Origin of the sequence: Lysinibacillus sp. NPDC047702, assembly GCF_050272555.1 — a bacterium.
In the GTDB taxonomy this organism is placed as follows: Bacteria; Bacillota; Bacilli; order Bacillales_A; family Planococcaceae; genus Lysinibacillus.
Genome location: NZ_JBNNMG010000093.1, coordinates 1 through 16,663, shown reverse-complemented (window position 1 = coordinate 16,663; position 16,663 = coordinate 1). Strand labels below are relative to the sequence as shown.

The following is a 16,663-nucleotide window of genomic DNA, read 5'->3' as shown; positions in this document are numbered from 1 at the left end:
CAGCGGCAAAGCGAGTAGCCTGGAACGGAAATCACCTTCATTTTGACTAAATATTCACAAAGAGTCCCTTGCCTATTTAATTTTTCAACACTATGGCAATTACGCTAGGGCGTAATTGATTTGAAAAAATAGATTTTCCTGTAGAAGGAAGGCCCAATCAAGTGTTTAAGCTCAAAAAGACTAGGATTTTGTTTGAAATGGCGCATTGATTTAGTAGGAGCAATATATATCTATTTTTTTAACCTAATTTTAACCTTTGAAAAGTATAATGTTACAAGACATACAATTCAAATAAATTAAATCTTATATGTAATTAACTTGAAAGAAAGGGGAAATGGAATGAATCAGGCCTTTAAAATAGTATCGTTAATTACTCTAACAGCCACAATCACAATAGGTTTCTTACTAGGATTGCTTTTTGGAGAAGATAGTAAAGCCTATGCTGCTGAAAATTGGGAAGATGCTGAAAGCGGGGGAATAGAAAGTGCTCAATATGCAACCCTATTAAACTCAAACGACACTCCCTATATTGCTTATGCGGATTCCAATCATGGTGGAAAAGTAACAGTGAAGAAATATAATGGGAACGTTTGGGAGTCCGTTGGGAGCGAAGGCTTTTCAGAAGGTCCGACACGATACCCATCTTTGGCAGCGGTTAACGGAGAGCTTTATGTGACCTATCTTCATAATACTAGCGCTGTCATGAAGCAATATGTGGGAGGGGGCTGGGAAACAGTTTGGACAGAAACTGATGCATCAGATGAGTTTCCTCCATTCCTAAAGAGTATTAATGGAAAAATATATTGGGCATATGCACGTGCAGTAAAGGTGGGTGGGACAGAAAGAATTCATGCCAGAGTCATGGAGAATGAAGGAAATAATAATTGGGAACAAATATTGGACGCTTCCAATCAAGCAGGGAACATCCTAAATGTTGCATTAGCCAGTCAAAATGGAAAAGTGAAAGTAGTGCTTGTATGGCCTAGTAATATGATACATGTTTACATTTTTAATGGGCGGCAGCAGGGTACATGGTGGTCAATGGAGGAGCAGTATAGCATGTCATCACGAAATCCCATCGCTGCAGCTGCCAATGATACTAATCATTCCTCTTATTTTGCTACAGTAGATATGAAAGATAGCTCTATAAAGGTGTACACGGATATTCCAGGCTACAATAACTCATCCATGAGCAGTCCCGGTCGTTCTGGAACAGATGAGGGGACACATGCGTTGGACATGGATGTTAAAGATGGTATTCCTTATTTAGCATATATAGATAGCAACAGCGGGAAAGCAACAGTAAAGGTTAATGCTGGGAATTGGGAGGCATTAGGCAATGAAGCTTTTTCGAAGTCAGATGTAAAAGGACTTTCTTTATCCATTGTTAGTGGTACTACTTATGTTGCAGCAACAGATTCTTCTGGGAGTTCTACTGTATATAGAATGGCTTCAACATCTCCTTTATTATCTACCACTGCAACAAGTAGTGATGTAGATAAAGCAATAGAAATTATGTTTACAGATGACCCAATATGGCGTCAAAAGATTAAAGCGGTAAAAGACGAAACAAACAGGAGACTTTCATACACAGTTGATCAAGGAAAAATTACGATTAATGCAAATGAGCTAACTGCAACTGGTCATACTCTCAAGGTAACAGCAATTGGCTATGCAGATACATCGGTGAAAATCTTATCCGATAATACAGATTTGAGCAACCTAGTACTGAATAGTGGCTCTTTAAATGAAACCTTTGATTCAGCAAAGACTAACTACACACAGAATGTGAGTCATAACGTTACAAGTATACAGGTAACGCCTATTACGACTGATGCGACTGCAACGGTAACAGTTAACGGCAATTCTGTATTGAATGGACAAACAAGTACACCAATATCTTTACAGGCAGGGAATAATACAATCACGATTGTTGTAACAGCACAGACTGGTGCAACAAAGACGTATGTGATTCAAGTAAATCAAATGTCACCGCCAACAAACGCAGATTTGAGTAGCTTAACCCTTAGTAGTGGGCCTTTAAATGAAAGCTTTGATCCAGCGAAGACGAGCTACACCCAGAATGTGGTTCAAAGCGTCACAAGCATACAGGTAACACCTATAGTGACCGATGCAACTGCAACTATAACAGTTAATAACAATAATGTGCCAAGTGGCCAAGCAAGTGCACCGATTCCTCTGCAAGCAGGAAGTAATATAATTACTATTGTTGTGACAGCACAGAATGGGGCAACGAAGACATATACGATTCAAGTAGAGCAATTTACGCCGTCAACAAATGCAGATTTAAGTAACTTAACTGTAAGTAGCGGTCCTTTAAATGAAAGCTTTAATCCAGCGAAGACGAGCTACACCCAGAATGTGGTTCAAAGCGTCACAAGTATACAAGTAACGCCTACAGTGACCGATGCAACTGCAACGGTAACAGTCAACAACGATTATGTGTTAAGTGGACAAGCAAGTGCACCGATTCCTTTGCAAGCAGGAAATAATATTATTTCCGTTGTTGTGACAGCACAGGATGGTACTACAAAAACCTATACAATTCTAGTAAATCAAAGGGGACCTTCTACAAATGCGGATTTGGGCAACTTAACCTTGAATAGTGGTCCTTTAAATGAAGCGTTTTATCCAACGAAGACATTCTACACACAATTTGTAGAAAACAGGATAGAGAGTCTAATAGTTAACCCCATTACTGCAGATATAAGGGCAAGTGTGACAGTGAACGGTTTATTGGTTCCGAATGGACATGTAAGCTCTACAATTCCTTTAACGATAGGAAGCAACATCATTTTGATTGAAGTAACTGCAGAGGATGGCATGACAACAAAAAAATACACAATTCATATCGACAGACAAGCTGCTATTCAACCACAGCCACCTTCTTATTACGCTGTTACTGGTGTAAGTTTAAATTATAATGAGCTTAGATTGACAGAGGGCGGAGAAAAAGTTGTTTTACAAGCAACGATACAACCATCTTATGCAACGAATTCAAGCGTGAAATGGAGTAGTAGTAACCCAGAAGTAGCATCAGTGGACGAAAACGGTGTTGTTACGCCACTTACTGCTGGAATAGCAATGATAACAGTTACAACAGTAGATCAAAATAAGAGCACAACAATTCTTGTAAAAGTTGAAAAAGACAGTGAGACTGTGACACCAGAACCAGAACCAGAACCAGAACCAGAACCTACGCCTGAACCAGAGCAAACAATAGAATTTAGCGATGTTTCATCAGATTTTTGGGCTTATAAGGAAATTCAAGACCTTGTATCAAAGGGCATCATTCAAGGTTATCCAAATGATGAGTTTAGACCAAATGAATCAATTCGTCGTGAGCATATGATATTAATGATTACTCGATTGGGTCGATTAACAGAAGAGAGGGATATTCAGGACTTTACTGATATACCAGTAAATTACGTCTATTACAATGAAATTCGTTTGGCACAGCGAGCGGGCATAATTGATGGACAGGATGGAGCATTTCATCCAAAGTCTATTTTAACAAGAGCTCAAGCAGTAAAAATTATTGCACTTGCTTTTAATATTGATGGAGAAGGTGCAAAGAAATTTAAAGATGTACCAGCAGATGCATGGTATGCCCCATACGTAAATGCGTTAGCCAAAAAAGGCATTGTACTAGGGGATGATGAATATTTCAAACCGAATGCACCTTTAACACGTGCCCAATTTGCTGCGTTATTATATCGCACATTACAATTAACAGAGAACTAGAAGCGGAAACGATGACAGGAATAACTGTCATCGTCTTTTTTTGTTTTGAAGTTCTCGCATTTATTTTTCCTACTAACTATTGAAATAGTAGTAGAAAAACTGTTATAGTGAAATTATTTGTCTGACGTCTGACTATTATTTGTTAAGATTGGCTGTTCTTAAATTTTCGTTATTGGACATAATGAATGGAAGAATGACTTTGTAGTCGAATGCTCAAAATTAATATGGGGGAATTTATGAGATACTTAATATCTTTTTGCGGATTGCTGCTTGTTTTTGGTTTAGCTCTATTAATGAGCAAAAACAAAAAAGAAATAAAATATAAAAATATACTGATGATGGTAATCATCCAATTTCTGTTGGCAGCATTCCTATTAAATACAAAATTTGGTTATGTTTTAATAAAAGGAATAACGAAAGTATTTGATCATTTATTATCTTACGCAAATACGGGTATATCCTTTGTTTTTGGAGGATTAGCGAATAAAGGGGAATCCCCATTCTTTCTTAGTGTTTTATTACCGATTGTCTTTGTATCTGTATTGATTGGGATTTTGCAGCATTTTAAAATTCTTCCTTTCTTCATGAAATGGGTCGGTTTATTTTTAAGTAAAGTAAATGGAATGGGGAAGTTGGAATCTTATAATGCTGTTGCTTCTGCAATGGTTGGTCAATCTGAGGTATTTATAACGGTAAAGAAACAATTGGATAAGCTGACTCCACAGCGAATGTATACATTATGTGCATCAGCTATGTCAACCGTTTCTATGGCAGTTGTTGGAGCATATATGACAATGATTGAGCCAAAATATGTTGTAACGGCGATTGTGTTGAACTTATTTGGTGGATTTATTATTGTTTCAATTATTAATCCATATAGAGTAGAGGAAAGTGAAGATATTTTAACGATTGAAGATGAACATAAACAATCTTTCTTTCAAATGCTTGGAGAATATATTATGGATGGATTTAAAGTAGCTATAATTGTTGGAGCTATGCTTATTGGTTTTGTAGCATTAATGGATATGATCAATTCACTATTTGATATAGTGTTCGGTATATCTTTTCAAGAAATATTGGGTTATATCTTTGCACCAATAGCCTTCCTAATAGGTGTACCATGGGCAGATGCTATTTCTGCTGGAGGAATTATGGCTACCAAATTAGTAACGAATGAATTTGTTGCAATGATAAGCCTTGGAGAAGCGGCTAAGTCTATGAGTGCGCATACAGTAGCTATTATTTCTGTCTTCCTTGTATCCTTTGCAAATTTTTCTTCTATCGGTATTATTGCTGGAGCAGTAAAAGGTTTGAATGAAAAGCAAGGCAATATAGTTGCTCGTTTTGGCTTAAAGCTGTTGTATGGAGCCACACTCGTTAGTATCTTAACAGCTACAATAGTTGGTTTCGTTATTTAATTTAGAAAAAAAAGCAGTAATAGCTATTTGAACTGCACTCCATCTGTTAGATTGGGGTGCGTTTTTTTTATGATAGGGCGTATTTTTAATTAAGTCATACAAAAATAAAAAAGGTTGAATAATAGGATTGCCACGTGTATAAAGAGACAACGTAACAATCCTATCATTAATGTTTATTGGTTTGCTTTTTTAAATTTCTCAATAAGTGAAGCTGTTCGTCTACCTTTGTTAAATAACCTTCAGAGAAAATTTTAACAGCACGTTTTGACATCTTATGATAATTATTATCGTTGTATAATTTATAAGCACTACTAATTTCGGTAAAAGTATATTCGATGAAGGTCAGTGCTGGCAACACAACCTCATACAGTTGGAAAAGTTGCTTCCAAATGGTAAGTATCAAAGAGTAGATGCTTTTCTACAAACATTATTTTATGATAATCACTTAAACTCAATAATATGAGAATAAATTAATCGTTAATAAAATCCAGATTATTTAATACATCTGTTACTTCCAACTTAAATGTCTCATTCTCTATTACAGAGTGAATTAATGGACGGCTCCCAATAAGTTCTATAATAATTTGATGCTTATTTTCCTGAGCAAAATGGACTATTTCTTCAAATTGAGTGTGATTATAGTAAATGTCCACATCATAGTATTTTCTTAATTCACGAGCTATCAGAAAAATCTTAGGATGGAACTCTTCGTTAGCATCCGCTAGCAATATTTTATGGGGAAGTAATATATTTTTGTTAATATAATCTAGGTTTTTCAAAACTGATAATAATCTTTCTAAACCAAAGGCTAAGCCAACACCTGGTTCATTTAAATTGCCGACAGCAGAAACTAAATTATTGTATCGTCCACCACCTAAAATTGCTCCGATTTCTGAGTCAATAACCAAACCCTCTAATATATAACCTGTATAATAATCTGCTCCTCTTGCTAATGTTAAATCAATTTTGATGTTTGATTGAACATTTTTTGGTAAATAGGAGAGTATAAATTTCAAATCGGCTGTTGCCTTCGTAGAAGAGAGACAGTAATTAAAGAACTTTTCAATTTGATTTATTTGATCTTGTAAATCCTCATATTGAGCTAAAAGGTTAGAAAAACACTCGATTTCACTCAATATTTGATTTGCAATATCTAAAGGAATTTTATTTTCTATTAGTTTATTTTTTATACCTTGTAATCCGTCTTTTGAAACTTTATCTGCATAATCTAAGGCTCTTTGCAATCCGAGCTGTTCTTCTTTGGTATTCAAACCAACTTTAAGTGCTAAGGCTTGAATAAGCAGTCTATGATTTATTTTCAAAACAAAGTTTTTTATTCCTAACTTATTAATCAATTCATGTGCCATTATCGTAATATCGATTTCAGCTAATAAACTGTCTGAACCAATAATATCAGCGTCGCATTGTGTAAATTCTCTATAATGACTTTTTCCAGGCTGGTCATCTCTAAAAGAGGGACCAATTTGAAATCTTTTATAAGGTCTTGGTATATTTGGATGCATACTTACTACTCTAGCCAGTGGTACAGTTAGATCATAGCGAGGGATAAGATATTTTTCATTTTTATCTTTTATATGAAAAAATAACTTTTCTCCTTCCCCGTGATGTCCGTTAAATGTATCTAAGTATTCTAAAATAGGTGTTTTATGTGGATTAAAACCATAGTTTTCATAAACGCCTTTAATTTTATTGATTATGTGTTCTCGATACCTCATGTCAAATCCTAAAACATCTTCGGTTCCTTCAGGAATAGATAGAGTCTTTTCGTTTACGTTAAAAATCATCTTTGAATCTTCCTTTCGAGGAGTACTTTGAATCTTATTAATTTTTATTTTGGAAATAGATTAAGAAAGTTAATCCTATTAAGATGAAAATGCCTCCCAATAGTTGAAGTGGTTCCATTACTTCCTGCAAAAATAGTAAGCCAAAAATAGAGGTGAATATAGGTTCTACCATACTTATCATAGAAACATTTGTTGAATTAAGAATCTGTAATGATTTAAATAGAGTTATTTCACCTATAATCGTTGAAACAAGAACAATGCTGAATATATATATCCATGCATTTGAAGCAAAATTCCAATGTAGTTCATTGGTTATTAGGCCTATGAAGATTACACCCAATGCAGCAAATGAGGTAACATATGTACTTGTTACGACAGGGGAATTATTATCAGTGACTTTTTTTCCAAGAATCATATAGAGTGCATATACAATAGCTGCTAATATCGCTAAAAAAACGCCCTTCATATTTATACCTTGAAAAGAAACGCCTAATAAAAAAATCATACTAATAAAGGTGAAAAATAAAGCTATGATTGATTTTATCTTTAACTTTTCTTTATAGATTAAAAAGGAAAAGATTGAAACGAATATTGGGAATGAAAATAATAATAAAACTGCCATAGCAGATGATAGATATTTTAATGATTCAAAATGTAGTACAGATAACAGTGTAAATAAAACACCACCCAATAGGAAAAGTAACTTTAAATCCATTTTACCTAATTTGAAAGGTATTTTTTTCCATATAAGAAACAAAAAAAATAGCATAGAACTTATTGAAAATCTTAAAACCAGTAATGTATAAACTGAAATCCCGTAGCTATAAGCTTTTATAGCAAAGATAGGCATAATTCCAAAACAAATAGCTGAAATTATTGCATAAATAGTGCCCTTTTTTATATCTCCCACACTAACCTTCCTCACCAATTTATGGAAAGATGAAAAAATAATAGTATACCGAAATTTTCACTCTTCACTAAATTCCATATATCTGATAAATATAAATTGCTACAGCAATTGATGTACCCTCGAGTTATTTTAATCCTAACATTACAAATACTTACATTTCAATGTATATTTTTGACATTTTTGTGTCGGATACCGTCATTTTTAGACCAATAATTGTTGTGCGAGAAACAGGTACAAACCATCTAGAACGAACATTATCTGATAACAATAAACGAGCAATCATGTTTGTACTTCAGCATATGGCGCCAATGAAACGAACTTGTTATATGCTGCATTATGGGTATCTACAACCCTATGAGGCTATCGGTAAAGAACTAGGGATTGCAAAGAGTACAGTACAAAAGCATATTGAAGCTGCACGAAAGAAAGTAGTAAAGCTTAATGCATGATTAATGTGTGAGAGCAATCAATATTGGAGGCTCTTGAAATTTGGATAACGCTATTAGAGTTTATCCTTCTTTAACACTGTAGGTACTTTGTTTGTACTACAAGTAACTACATAGAAAGGAGCTGTTTTCATGTTTTGTGTCGTCCAAAAAGTACAAAAGAAGAAGCTGGATCCGTATGGTACACATAAAGAAATCATTGCCACCGAAACTACATTTGGTTGAGCTGGCGAAAAAACTAAGACTTCATACGGATACACATACAGCAATGAACGATTTGAAAGGCCTGTGTTAGATGCCTATAAGATTAGTATTCATCACTCTTATAGAGAGCAAGGCAAAGTGAAAAAGAAACAATGGGTAATCTGTACAATGAGTTACTATGATTTTATAGACTCCTGGTATGGTGATCATTATATTGATAGAGAACTAAAAAAGAAGCTAAAAGAAATGGGTATTGAAGAAGATACCTTTCATAAAATGATTAATGTTAAGTTAGAGCTATTAATAGAGCAAATTGAGCAAGAGTTTCAGCATACAGAAGAATATAGAGTGAAGAAAGAACAAGAAGCGCTTCTTGTGGCACACAGAACAGCAGAAGCAGCATTTAATAAAGAATATGGTCGGGACGAATACAGGTATTGTTATGACGTATTTGGCAAGCTCCGCAATCCAGCTTACTTAGAGGAGCTAAAGTTTAAGAAAAAGGTGCAGGAAGAATACGCAAGGTGTAGTTACGAGGAAGGCAATAAGCGTAACTACAATTCGTATGGTGGTAGTAGTTACTTTGCCACTTCACCAAGTAACCACACAGATGATGAAAAGAAAGTGTTGCATGAAATCTATCGTATGGCATCTAAGAAGTTTCACCCAGATGTGTCCGGTGATGATGGGGGCAAAATGAATATCCTGACTAAACTTAAGGAACAGTGGAATCTGTGAGAGGACGGGAAATGAACAGTCTCAGCAATCGATTGGAGGAGTTAATTTATGACTGAGAAAGAATATTTAGAATTCAAAAATCTTATATCAATAGGTGATGAACTTAATTTTTATTATAAAAATGATGAATATTGGATAAGTCATAATCAAGGAAAATCTTTTCTATCAAGAACAAGAGATTCTTATACCCAAGAGTTTTGTGGGCATGAAGAGCTTTTTGAAAATGCAACAATAGAGGGTAATAAAATCTCAGAACTATATCGAGAATTTAGATCGCTTAAATAAAAATCTAATCTATATTGGAAAAGAACAAGTTAAACACGCTTGGTCTTTTCTTTTATTAACAAAGACCACTCCAAAAACAGGTGAACCCATCATTAAAGACTACCCTCTTCGTCCAGATCAATTAGAAATTAAGAAATTACAAGAGGATATTCTATTATTAAAAACTGAAGGTATATTATAACCATATAAAAATGGAGGAATGTCAAATGATAGAAAAAACAGTTATTAACCAAGTAGTTGTACGTATTGCGGCAGAGAGAATTATGAATGGTGGTCTAAATCCTAAAACTGAGAAAGTATATGTTATTGATGATATTACGAATCAGGATTACAGACAAGCAGTAGAGGCTTACATTTTAACAGCTACAGAAGGTGTTTAAACGTTCCATTTAATTCTAGTAAAACACTCCTTTTAAGATAAAACAAATTTGGTTCATATTTACATTAAACTTAATTTATGTGAAAATACACATATAATTCACAAATTATATATAGAAATAATTATATTTATAGTATATTATTTACATTAATAAATGGAAAAGGTTGGTGTTTAAGTTGAAAAAATTACTATTATCTTTAACAATGTTTGCCGTAGCAATGTTATTTATTCTACCATTTAACAATGCAAGTGCTGACGAAATTAGTGCTGAAAATGCAAGTATCTTTGGTGGAAATACTGCACAAATTACAGATATTAAATCTACAAATGGAGGCTATGTTGATTTAGGATTTGGTAAAGCATATCGTGGATCAATGTATATTACTGTAGAGGGAATTCTAAAAGATTCGTCCGGAAATTCATTAGCAAACAAAAGTGTTTCAATAACTATGGTTAGAAAAATTAACAATACTCCTGTTGTAGGTACTGGAACAACAGATGCAAATGGACGTTTTTCAATTCAAATGAATATTAAATCCGCAGTAGGAGAATACGAAGCGAATGGACGTCAATTCGATGTAATTCCTGTATCTGCATCTAGTGGCGGACAAACTATCCAATGCTCAGAAAGCATTTTTTACCATAACGCATTTTAATTCTAATTCCAATTAATGTAACATATATAAAAGCCTAGAAACAATGTTTATTAATGTTTCTAGGTTTTTCTTTGATTAATCGTTCCATATTGTTCAGTAATTAAATAAATCATAAGCCTTCCATAATCATCTGTGGAGGGTTTTTATATTGGAAAAATCAAAAATGAAGGGTGAGGTATATGAGTATGATTGAATGGTTGCAACGTTTTTTTGGAATCAGATAGTTCAAAGTTAATTTATATTTTAGCGTTAATTTTAAGTGCCAATTTGATTGATTCCACGATTGGTTGGCTTAATGCGAAGTTTAATAAAAAGTAAAATTTTCAAGTGCTAAAGCTATATTTGGTATTGCTCGTAAATTAGTGTTATTTATAGTACTGGTTTATGCAATTCCAGTAGCATTATTAATGCCTGAACCATTAGGAATTAGTGCACTGTATGTATTTTATATTGGTTATTTATTAAGTGAGATTAATTCGATTCTGAATCATTTTAAATTGACTGATGATGACAAGAGTATAGACCCGTTTATTGATTTCTTTAAAGGTCTAATGCGTAGAGATGGGAAGTGATAAACAATGACTAGCGTAACAACCACTTGCAGAGACCTAGACGAGCTATTACCTGCTGCACAAACTGCTTGTCGATTATAATTCCAAGAATGTTTAAAAGCCGGAATTAAAAATATCTTCATTACAGAGACTCATCGCTCACAGGAACGACAAAACTACCTATACGCCCAGGGGCGTACTAGACCTGGGCAGATTGTTACCTGGACACTAGACAGTAATCACAAATCACGCCTAGCTTGGGATATAGCAGTTGGTCCTCCACAGTCTTTATATGATGCGGCAACATTAAATAAGGTTGGAGCTATCGCAATGCGTCTAGGCATAACATGGGGTGGTCAACCATCTTGGGTAAAGGCTGGAGCTGTAGATAGACCGCATTTCGAGGTTAAAGCATCTTGGAAGATGCCTGTAGGCTATAAGCTAGAAGGGAAAATAAATGTGCCTACTAATAGTAAAGGACAAGTCCAATTAATTGTGGAAGATAAGCCAAAGGAGGAAATCAAAATGATTCAAACATGGAACCCCGGTTCACCAACTATGAAAACTGAAACAGAGAACTTTATTGCTCAGGCGGTTGAAGAAGAAATTATTCAGGAAGCACATTTGAAGGATTTACAGAATGGTACAATGACCACTGATCGTTTAATTGGGTTGTATATTACAATTCAGCAAAGACGTGGTAATTAATATTTGTGTCCAGGTACTTATATTGAATATCTGGGCTTCTTTATCTTAAAAAATTTTTTTATATTAAAATATTCCCAGATATAGTTGTCTTTACTGAAGTTTTGTTAATCATTTTTATTTTGTAAGTTCCTGAAGAAATTGTTCCGTAAAGTGTACATGGTCCAGCATTAGGATAAGTATATGTACCATCTAAAACGTCATAAATTCCTGTATCAGTATATGTTGATCCAGAAGACTGCTTGTAAAGACGATATTCAACTTTTGCTGGTGTAGACAATGAAAGAGTAGCTTGCAAAACTTGGTTAAGTTTTAAAGAAGACTTGCTTGAACTAATATAAAAGACATCTGACCAAACACTTTGTGAAGCATCAATAGTTTCTGACCAAGATACTGTAGTTGCTCGAGGTGCAATCTCTATTGTTGTATCAATAGGTGTAACTTCCGTTGCATCAACTGTTGTAACTGTTGTCGTATCAACTATTGATTCCGACTTTGATGCTGCTAATGCTGATGGTGCAACAAAAAATAGTGTTGCTGTTGTTAAGAGTGGCACAAGTAATTTTTTCATTTCCAAAACCCTTTTTTTGTTAAATAAGTTATCGCATACATAATCGTAATATTACAAACCATAAATGTAAATATTTTGAATTAACGGTTTGTAATATTATAATCAACATGCAATAAAACGAAAAGAGGTTGGGACATTCCTTCATAAAGCCGAATAATCTCTAAATTAACAAAGCACGATAAATTGAAAAATCGAACAATTCTAAAATGCTTTTGTCCCAGCTTCTTCTTGTTAAAATACTTTAATTTTATTGTTAAGAACCAAAGTTCTTTCCGAATGTACTTCTAAATCTTCCCCATTTAAATTAGTGATCTTAATTTTATAAGTACCAGGACTAATAGAACCAAATAGATTACTATTAAATTTATCTTTACACTTTGAACATTCCAAGACATTATAAATTCCTGTATCTATAAACGAACCACTGCTATCCAATTTAAAAAGACGATATTCAATTTTTGCTTGTAACCGTTTTGATTCTGAACTTGTACTTTGTTTGATTTTATCCAATTTTAACTCATCGACATATTCGGTTATTACAAATTCATCTGTACTTGCAGAATTTACAATATTATTTAACTGCCAAGTAATATTATTTTCTTTAGCCTCATTCTTAGTAACTATTGAATTTGATAATCCCATAGATAGTAAAAAAAGAATAACTATCAACAAATAGCTAATTATCCCTATTTTTTTTTTCACATTTCTGCCCCCTTTAAAAAAATTTTAAATACATCGTTTAATATTTCTATATAATCACTTAATTTCCTTTTAATAACTATATTTATTTTATAATTTCTCTCTTATCCGCATCATAGTAGAGCCAAAACTTAAAGGTAATGAAACAACTTTTGTAGTATATTGCGGAAAAAGTTGGATAGATGAAATTGAACATGCTTTACATAAAATTTAATAAAGTTTCAGAAACGAATAGACCAGGGCCGTTTTCAAAATGAGCACCTGTTCTTTTTTTGCTCAGAAATTACTATTTAATAAAAAGAGAACGTTTGTTCTGAAATAAATACAAACAAACGTTCTTAAAAATGGAGTGTAGAAAGATGAAAGAACAACTAGTTAAATCAATGCAACGTAATCAATTTGTGAATATGATGTACATGGCTCGAGATGGTAAAATATCAAAACGTCGTATAAAGATTATTAAAATTGTTGGTGATTCATTTCAGGCATACTGTTTCAGCAAGAGAGCCAAACGAACATTTACAATTAGTAATGTCTTGGCGGTTGTTCCAGTCATTCATAAAGAACGTGAAATTATATGTTGAAAGCAGAACAACGCAGCATGTTACACAAATTTGTGATACATGATTTAGCTATCCAGTCGTTGCAGCGTGATTTAACTGTTACCACACCTAGAGAGGATGAAGTATTACGTTATGCTAATCAAGCGTTAAAAACGCAAGTTGAAGAATTACTTTTAAGCCATATAAACAAATGACCAGGACTCACTCCAAAATGAGTGCCTGGTCTTTGTGTTATTATTCACCTTGTAATTCTTTTTCACGTATCTTTATTTTTTCATAGACAACTGTATAAAGCTTTTCTTAGTGCAAGTTCTCTTGGTTCATTGGCCATACCAAATCCATGCTTGTTCATCGCGTAAGCATAACCTAACTTTTCATCTGGATCGGCAAAACAGAATGATCCTCCTGCACCTGGGTGACCAAAAGAGCTTTCACTTCGCCCGAATTTCATATCTGAAAAGTGTTTCCAAAATCCCAAAGAATAGGCTATGTTCATACAATTAACATGATCATAATACCCTGATGACGGAGGTATAGCTTTTTTCCTTAATTCATTTATTGTTTCTTCCCTTAATCCGAGAGTTTTTGCACCACTAGCAAAAGCACCATAAATTTTCGCCATTGCTCTTACTTGCCCCACACCATTTCCCGAAGGGAATTCTATAGATAAAATAGGACGATGATTAAAATTATCATTTGCTACGAATTTTTTTGGATCTACTAAACTTCTAGCTACTAATGACTTTGTATTAAGAAAACCAAGTAACATTTTTATAGGTAACTTTGTCATCCCCTTAAGTAACTGGATGGGGTGATTTATTCCTTCAATAGTTGTTATTTTCTCTACAGAAATATCTTTAGGAAGACCAATATAAAACTCTGCTTTTAGTGGTTCTGCGATTTCTTCTTGAAAGAAATCTTTTAGGGTTCTATGTTTAGGGTCTGTTCTTTTTATCAGTTCTCCAATTAAGGTTCCAATTGTCCAAGCATGATAGCCTTGAATTTTCCCAACCTCCCAAGCAGGTTTGCTTGCAGCAAGGGAATTTGATAGACGAGAGGTATCTAAGTCTTCTAACATATCAATTTTAAGTTCATTGAGAGGTGACAATCCAGCTTGATGTGCTAAGAGCTGTCTAACGGTTATTTTGTCTTTTCCATTCTGAGCAAACTCAGGCCAATATGAACACACTTTCTCATCATAGTTAATGTAACCTCTCGAATGCGCTAAAATTAAAGCCAATGCAGCAAAACCTTTTGTAGCTGAAAACACTTGAACAAGCGTATCTTTTTCCCATTCCGTACGAGTTTGTCTATCTCGATATCCACCCCATAAATCAACTACTGCTTCATTATTAATGTATACAGAAAAGGCCGCACCAACTTCCCCTCTCTCACTAAAATTTCTAATGAACTCATCCTTTACCAGTTCAAATCTAGGAGCAACAAATCCATGAATTGATATATTATTTTTTATTCCCATGTCTTTTCTCCTTTATTTCGTATAATCTAGCCTTATCACAGGTAACATTGATGTATTTACAAAATATAAATAATTTAATAATATTAACTTAACTGATATTTGACTAAATGTCTATAAATAGTCAAATAAAAACAGGCGGTGAAATATTATGGCAAGAATTACATCTGAACAGAGAAAACAGATACATGAAACTCTACTTGTTAAGAGTAAAGAACTGTTTATTCAATATGGATTTTCTAAAACTAGTATCGATGACATAGTAAATGCATGTGGAATCGCAAAGGGTTCTTTTTATTCATATTATCCATCAAAGGAAGAGTTATTTTACGCAGTGTTACGAAAAGAGGAAGAAGTAAAAAATCAAATTATTTCAGAAATTATGGGTGAGTCTCTACCTCCAAAAGAACTTTTAATTCGTTTTTTTGAAAAATCTTTCAAAACCATAGAACAAAATCCATTTTTACAAAGTCTTTATCAAAGAGGTGAATATGATCGAATTGTGAAAAGACTTCCTAAGGAGCTTCTAGATAAGCATGCGAAGGAAGATTTAGATAATTCTTTAGAATTTATGAAATTTTTACAGAATAAAGGCGTTTCAGAAGATGATCCAGAAGTACTTATAGGTCTGTTTCGAACAACCCTACTTATTCCATTACATCGACAGGAGATTGGGGAGCCGACTTTTTCGAAGATGATGGAAAAGATGATCGAATGTTTATCAGAAGGTCTAACAAAACATAAAGAGTAAATTTCATTTTATTATCTAAATCATTGTTTATGGAATAGCAGATATAAATCAAAAAGTCTCAGAAACCTCCGTTTTTGAGACTTTTATAGGTTCTATTCGATGTTACAGGCACTCATTTTGGAGTGAGTCCTAGTCTTTTTTCATTTATACATAAAAAACAGACAACTTTATTCGTTCTGTTTCACGATCTATATTGGACTGTTTAGCCTGTTCAATTACTTCCTCAAAAGCTGCTTTAATCTCCTCAATCGTATAACCAGCTTCCAGTAGTTCTTGGGTTATTTGTTCTAGCCTGTTCATTTTGAAATCCTCATTTATATTTTATCTATCTCCCACATTAATAATATTGAAATTGGCTAGAAATATCAAAATAGCCGTATTTGTAGGGGCATATAGTAAGGCTGTGGAACGTTTAAGTAAAAAGCCTAGTAAATCATCTTATATAGAAGAAACTCCGTATAAAGAACGTCCAGTACCTTTCTACAATTGTTTAAATGAAAGGGATAGCCTTTCACAATCAATAGTGCATAGTGAACCATCGTAAGAAATTGGCTGGAATGGTGAAAGGGGGAAAATTATTCAAGTAATATTGAGATAAGGTACTATTAAACTAACTAATATAAAATTGTTTTATATTAATATTAGTTTGGCTCAACACCAAAATCTGTTCTTGCTAAAAAAGAATACAAAAAAACATCTGTATCCGCTAGAGTTGAGAGTACGACCAAACAACACAGCGA

17 protein-coding genes and 1 pseudogene are annotated in these 16,663 nt (G+C 33.8%); 12 read left to right on the top strand and 6 right to left on the bottom strand.

The features are described from left to right. Positions 1–339: 339 nt before the first annotated feature. A complete protein-coding gene (locus ACQKIM_RS26220) occupies positions 340–3,765 on the top strand; it encodes a cadherin-like beta sandwich domain-containing protein (RefSeq protein ID WP_427549514.1) in 3,426 nt (1,141 codons plus the stop codon). Positions 3,766–4,001: 236 nt separating this feature from the next. Further along, positions 4,002–5,183, top strand: coding sequence for a NupC/NupG family nucleoside CNT transporter (locus tag ACQKIM_RS26215; protein WP_427549512.1), 1,182 nt, complete (start codon positions 4,002–4,004; stop codon positions 5,181–5,183). A 470-nt stretch (positions 5,184–5,653) separates the two neighbouring features. Here the strand turns inward: ACQKIM_RS26215 and ACQKIM_RS26210 are convergent, their stop codons facing one another. Together ACQKIM_RS26210 and ACQKIM_RS26205 are read right to left on the bottom strand one after the other, a co-directional pair. Further along, the gene (locus ACQKIM_RS26210; RefSeq protein ID WP_427549510.1) at positions 5,654–6,988 is read right to left on the bottom strand and encodes a histidine--tRNA ligase; all 1,335 of its coding nucleotides are present in this window, start codon (positions 6,986–6,988) and stop codon (positions 5,654–5,656) included. 37 nt (positions 6,989–7,025) lie between these two features. After that, positions 7,026–7,898 carry a DMT family transporter gene (locus ACQKIM_RS26205; RefSeq protein WP_427549508.1) on the bottom strand — a complete coding sequence of 291 codons (873 nt, stop codon included), beginning with the start codon at positions 7,896–7,898 and terminating at the stop codon, positions 7,026–7,028. Between the two features lie 161 nt (positions 7,899–8,059). Between ACQKIM_RS26205 and ACQKIM_RS26200 the strand changes: the two genes are divergently transcribed. The 7 genes and pseudogenes from ACQKIM_RS26200 to ACQKIM_RS26170 all read left to right on the top strand — a co-directional run bounded on the left by ACQKIM_RS26200 (position 8,060) and on the right by ACQKIM_RS26170 (position 11,865). Continuing rightward, positions 8,060–8,347, top strand: a complete 288-nt coding sequence (locus ACQKIM_RS26200) for a sigma factor-like helix-turn-helix DNA-binding protein (RefSeq protein ID WP_427549506.1) — start codon at positions 8,060–8,062, stop codon at positions 8,345–8,347. A 369-nt stretch (positions 8,348–8,716) separates the two neighbouring features. Then, positions 8,717–9,286 (top strand): hypothetical protein, encoded by a 570-nt coding sequence (locus ACQKIM_RS26195; RefSeq protein ID WP_427549504.1) that lies wholly within the window; start codon positions 8,717–8,719, stop codon positions 9,284–9,286. A gap of 48 nt (positions 9,287–9,334) precedes the next feature. After that, positions 9,335–9,571 carry a hypothetical protein gene (locus ACQKIM_RS26190; protein ID WP_427549502.1) on the top strand — a complete coding sequence of 79 codons (237 nt, stop codon included), beginning with the start codon at positions 9,335–9,337 and terminating at the stop codon, positions 9,569–9,571. Positions 9,572–9,777: 206 nt separating this feature from the next. Next, on the top strand, positions 9,778–9,951 hold the full coding sequence (locus ACQKIM_RS26185; RefSeq protein WP_427549499.1) for a hypothetical protein: 174 nt from the start codon (positions 9,778–9,780) through the stop codon (positions 9,949–9,951). Between the two features lie 175 nt (positions 9,952–10,126). Continuing rightward, a complete protein-coding gene (locus ACQKIM_RS26180; protein ID WP_427549498.1) occupies positions 10,127–10,606 on the top strand; it encodes a carboxypeptidase-like regulatory domain-containing protein in 480 nt (159 codons plus the stop codon). 329 nt (positions 10,607–10,935) lie between these two features. After that, positions 10,936–11,178, top strand: a pseudogene (locus ACQKIM_RS26175) (hypothetical protein); the annotation flags it as partial. A gap of 309 nt (positions 11,179–11,487) precedes the next feature. After that, complete coding sequence (locus ACQKIM_RS26170; protein ID WP_427549495.1) at positions 11,488–11,865, top strand: hypothetical protein; 378 nt, start codon at positions 11,488–11,490, stop codon at positions 11,863–11,865. Between the two features lie 58 nt (positions 11,866–11,923). Here ACQKIM_RS26170 and ACQKIM_RS26165 read toward each other — a convergent pair whose 3' ends face one another. Together ACQKIM_RS26165 and ACQKIM_RS26160 are read right to left on the bottom strand one after the other, a co-directional pair. Next, complete coding sequence (locus ACQKIM_RS26165) at positions 11,924–12,433, bottom strand: hypothetical protein (protein WP_427549493.1); 510 nt, start codon at positions 12,431–12,433, stop codon at positions 11,924–11,926. 231 nt (positions 12,434–12,664) lie between these two features. Continuing rightward, a complete protein-coding gene (locus ACQKIM_RS26160; protein WP_427549492.1) occupies positions 12,665–13,135 on the bottom strand; it encodes a hypothetical protein in 471 nt (156 codons plus the stop codon). A 356-nt stretch (positions 13,136–13,491) separates the two neighbouring features. On the opposite strand from ACQKIM_RS26160, the gene ACQKIM_RS26155 reads away from it, so the two are divergent. Further along, on the top strand, positions 13,492–13,716 hold the full coding sequence (locus ACQKIM_RS26155; protein ID WP_427549490.1) for a transcriptional regulator: 225 nt from the start codon (positions 13,492–13,494) through the stop codon (positions 13,714–13,716). 17 nt (positions 13,717–13,733) lie between these two features. Next, positions 13,734–13,889, top strand: a complete 156-nt coding sequence (locus tag ACQKIM_RS26150; RefSeq protein ID WP_427549488.1) for a hypothetical protein — start codon at positions 13,734–13,736, stop codon at positions 13,887–13,889. 80 nt (positions 13,890–13,969) lie between these two features. Here the strand turns inward: ACQKIM_RS26150 and ACQKIM_RS26145 are convergent, their stop codons facing one another. Next, the gene (locus tag ACQKIM_RS26145) at positions 13,970–15,175 is read right to left on the bottom strand and encodes a serine hydrolase domain-containing protein (RefSeq protein ID WP_427549486.1); all 1,206 of its coding nucleotides are present in this window, start codon (positions 15,173–15,175) and stop codon (positions 13,970–13,972) included. Positions 15,176–15,323: 148 nt separating this feature from the next. On the opposite strand from ACQKIM_RS26145, the gene ACQKIM_RS26140 reads away from it, so the two are divergent. Beyond that, positions 15,324–15,923 carry a TetR/AcrR family transcriptional regulator gene (locus ACQKIM_RS26140; protein WP_427549483.1) on the top strand — a complete coding sequence of 200 codons (600 nt, stop codon included), beginning with the start codon at positions 15,324–15,326 and terminating at the stop codon, positions 15,921–15,923. Between the two features lie 144 nt (positions 15,924–16,067). Here ACQKIM_RS26140 and ACQKIM_RS26135 read toward each other — a convergent pair whose 3' ends face one another. Beyond that, entirely contained in the window at positions 16,068–16,223 is a 156-nt protein-coding gene (locus ACQKIM_RS26135) for a hypothetical protein (RefSeq protein ID WP_427549481.1), read from the bottom strand. Between the last annotated feature and the right edge of the window lie 440 nt (positions 16,224–16,663).

Coding starts and splice junctions, on each gene's coding strand:
- ACQKIM_RS26220 (WP_427549514.1), top strand. CDS start 340: ATGAATCAGGCCTTTAAAATAGTATCGTTAATTACTCTAACAGCCACA.
- ACQKIM_RS26215 (WP_427549512.1), top strand. CDS start 4,002: ATGAGATACTTAATATCTTTTTGCGGATTGCTGCTTGTTTTTGGTTTA.
- ACQKIM_RS26210 (WP_427549510.1), bottom strand. CDS start 6,988: ATGATTTTTAACGTAAACGAAAAGACTCTATCTATTCCTGAAGGAACC.
- ACQKIM_RS26200 (WP_427549506.1), top strand. CDS start 8,060: ATGTATATTTTTGACATTTTTGTGTCGGATACCGTCATTTTTAGACCA.
- ACQKIM_RS26195 (WP_427549504.1), top strand. CDS start 8,717: ATGAGTTACTATGATTTTATAGACTCCTGGTATGGTGATCATTATATT.
- ACQKIM_RS26190 (WP_427549502.1), top strand. CDS start 9,335: ATGACTGAGAAAGAATATTTAGAATTCAAAAATCTTATATCAATAGGT.
- ACQKIM_RS26185 (WP_427549499.1), top strand. CDS start 9,778: ATGATAGAAAAAACAGTTATTAACCAAGTAGTTGTACGTATTGCGGCA.
- ACQKIM_RS26170 (WP_427549495.1), top strand. CDS start 11,488: ATGCGTCTAGGCATAACATGGGGTGGTCAACCATCTTGGGTAAAGGCT.
- ACQKIM_RS26165 (WP_427549493.1), bottom strand. CDS start 12,433: ATGAAAAAATTACTTGTGCCACTCTTAACAACAGCAACACTATTTTTT.
- ACQKIM_RS26155 (WP_427549490.1), top strand. CDS start 13,492: ATGAAAGAACAACTAGTTAAATCAATGCAACGTAATCAATTTGTGAAT.
- ACQKIM_RS26150 (WP_427549488.1), top strand. CDS start 13,734: ATGTTACACAAATTTGTGATACATGATTTAGCTATCCAGTCGTTGCAG.
- ACQKIM_RS26145 (WP_427549486.1), bottom strand. CDS start 15,175: ATGGGAATAAAAAATAATATATCAATTCATGGATTTGTTGCTCCTAGA.
- ACQKIM_RS26140 (WP_427549483.1), top strand. CDS start 15,324: ATGGCAAGAATTACATCTGAACAGAGAAAACAGATACATGAAACTCTA.
- ACQKIM_RS26135 (WP_427549481.1), bottom strand. CDS start 16,223: ATGAACAGGCTAGAACAAATAACCCAAGAACTACTGGAAGCTGGTTAT.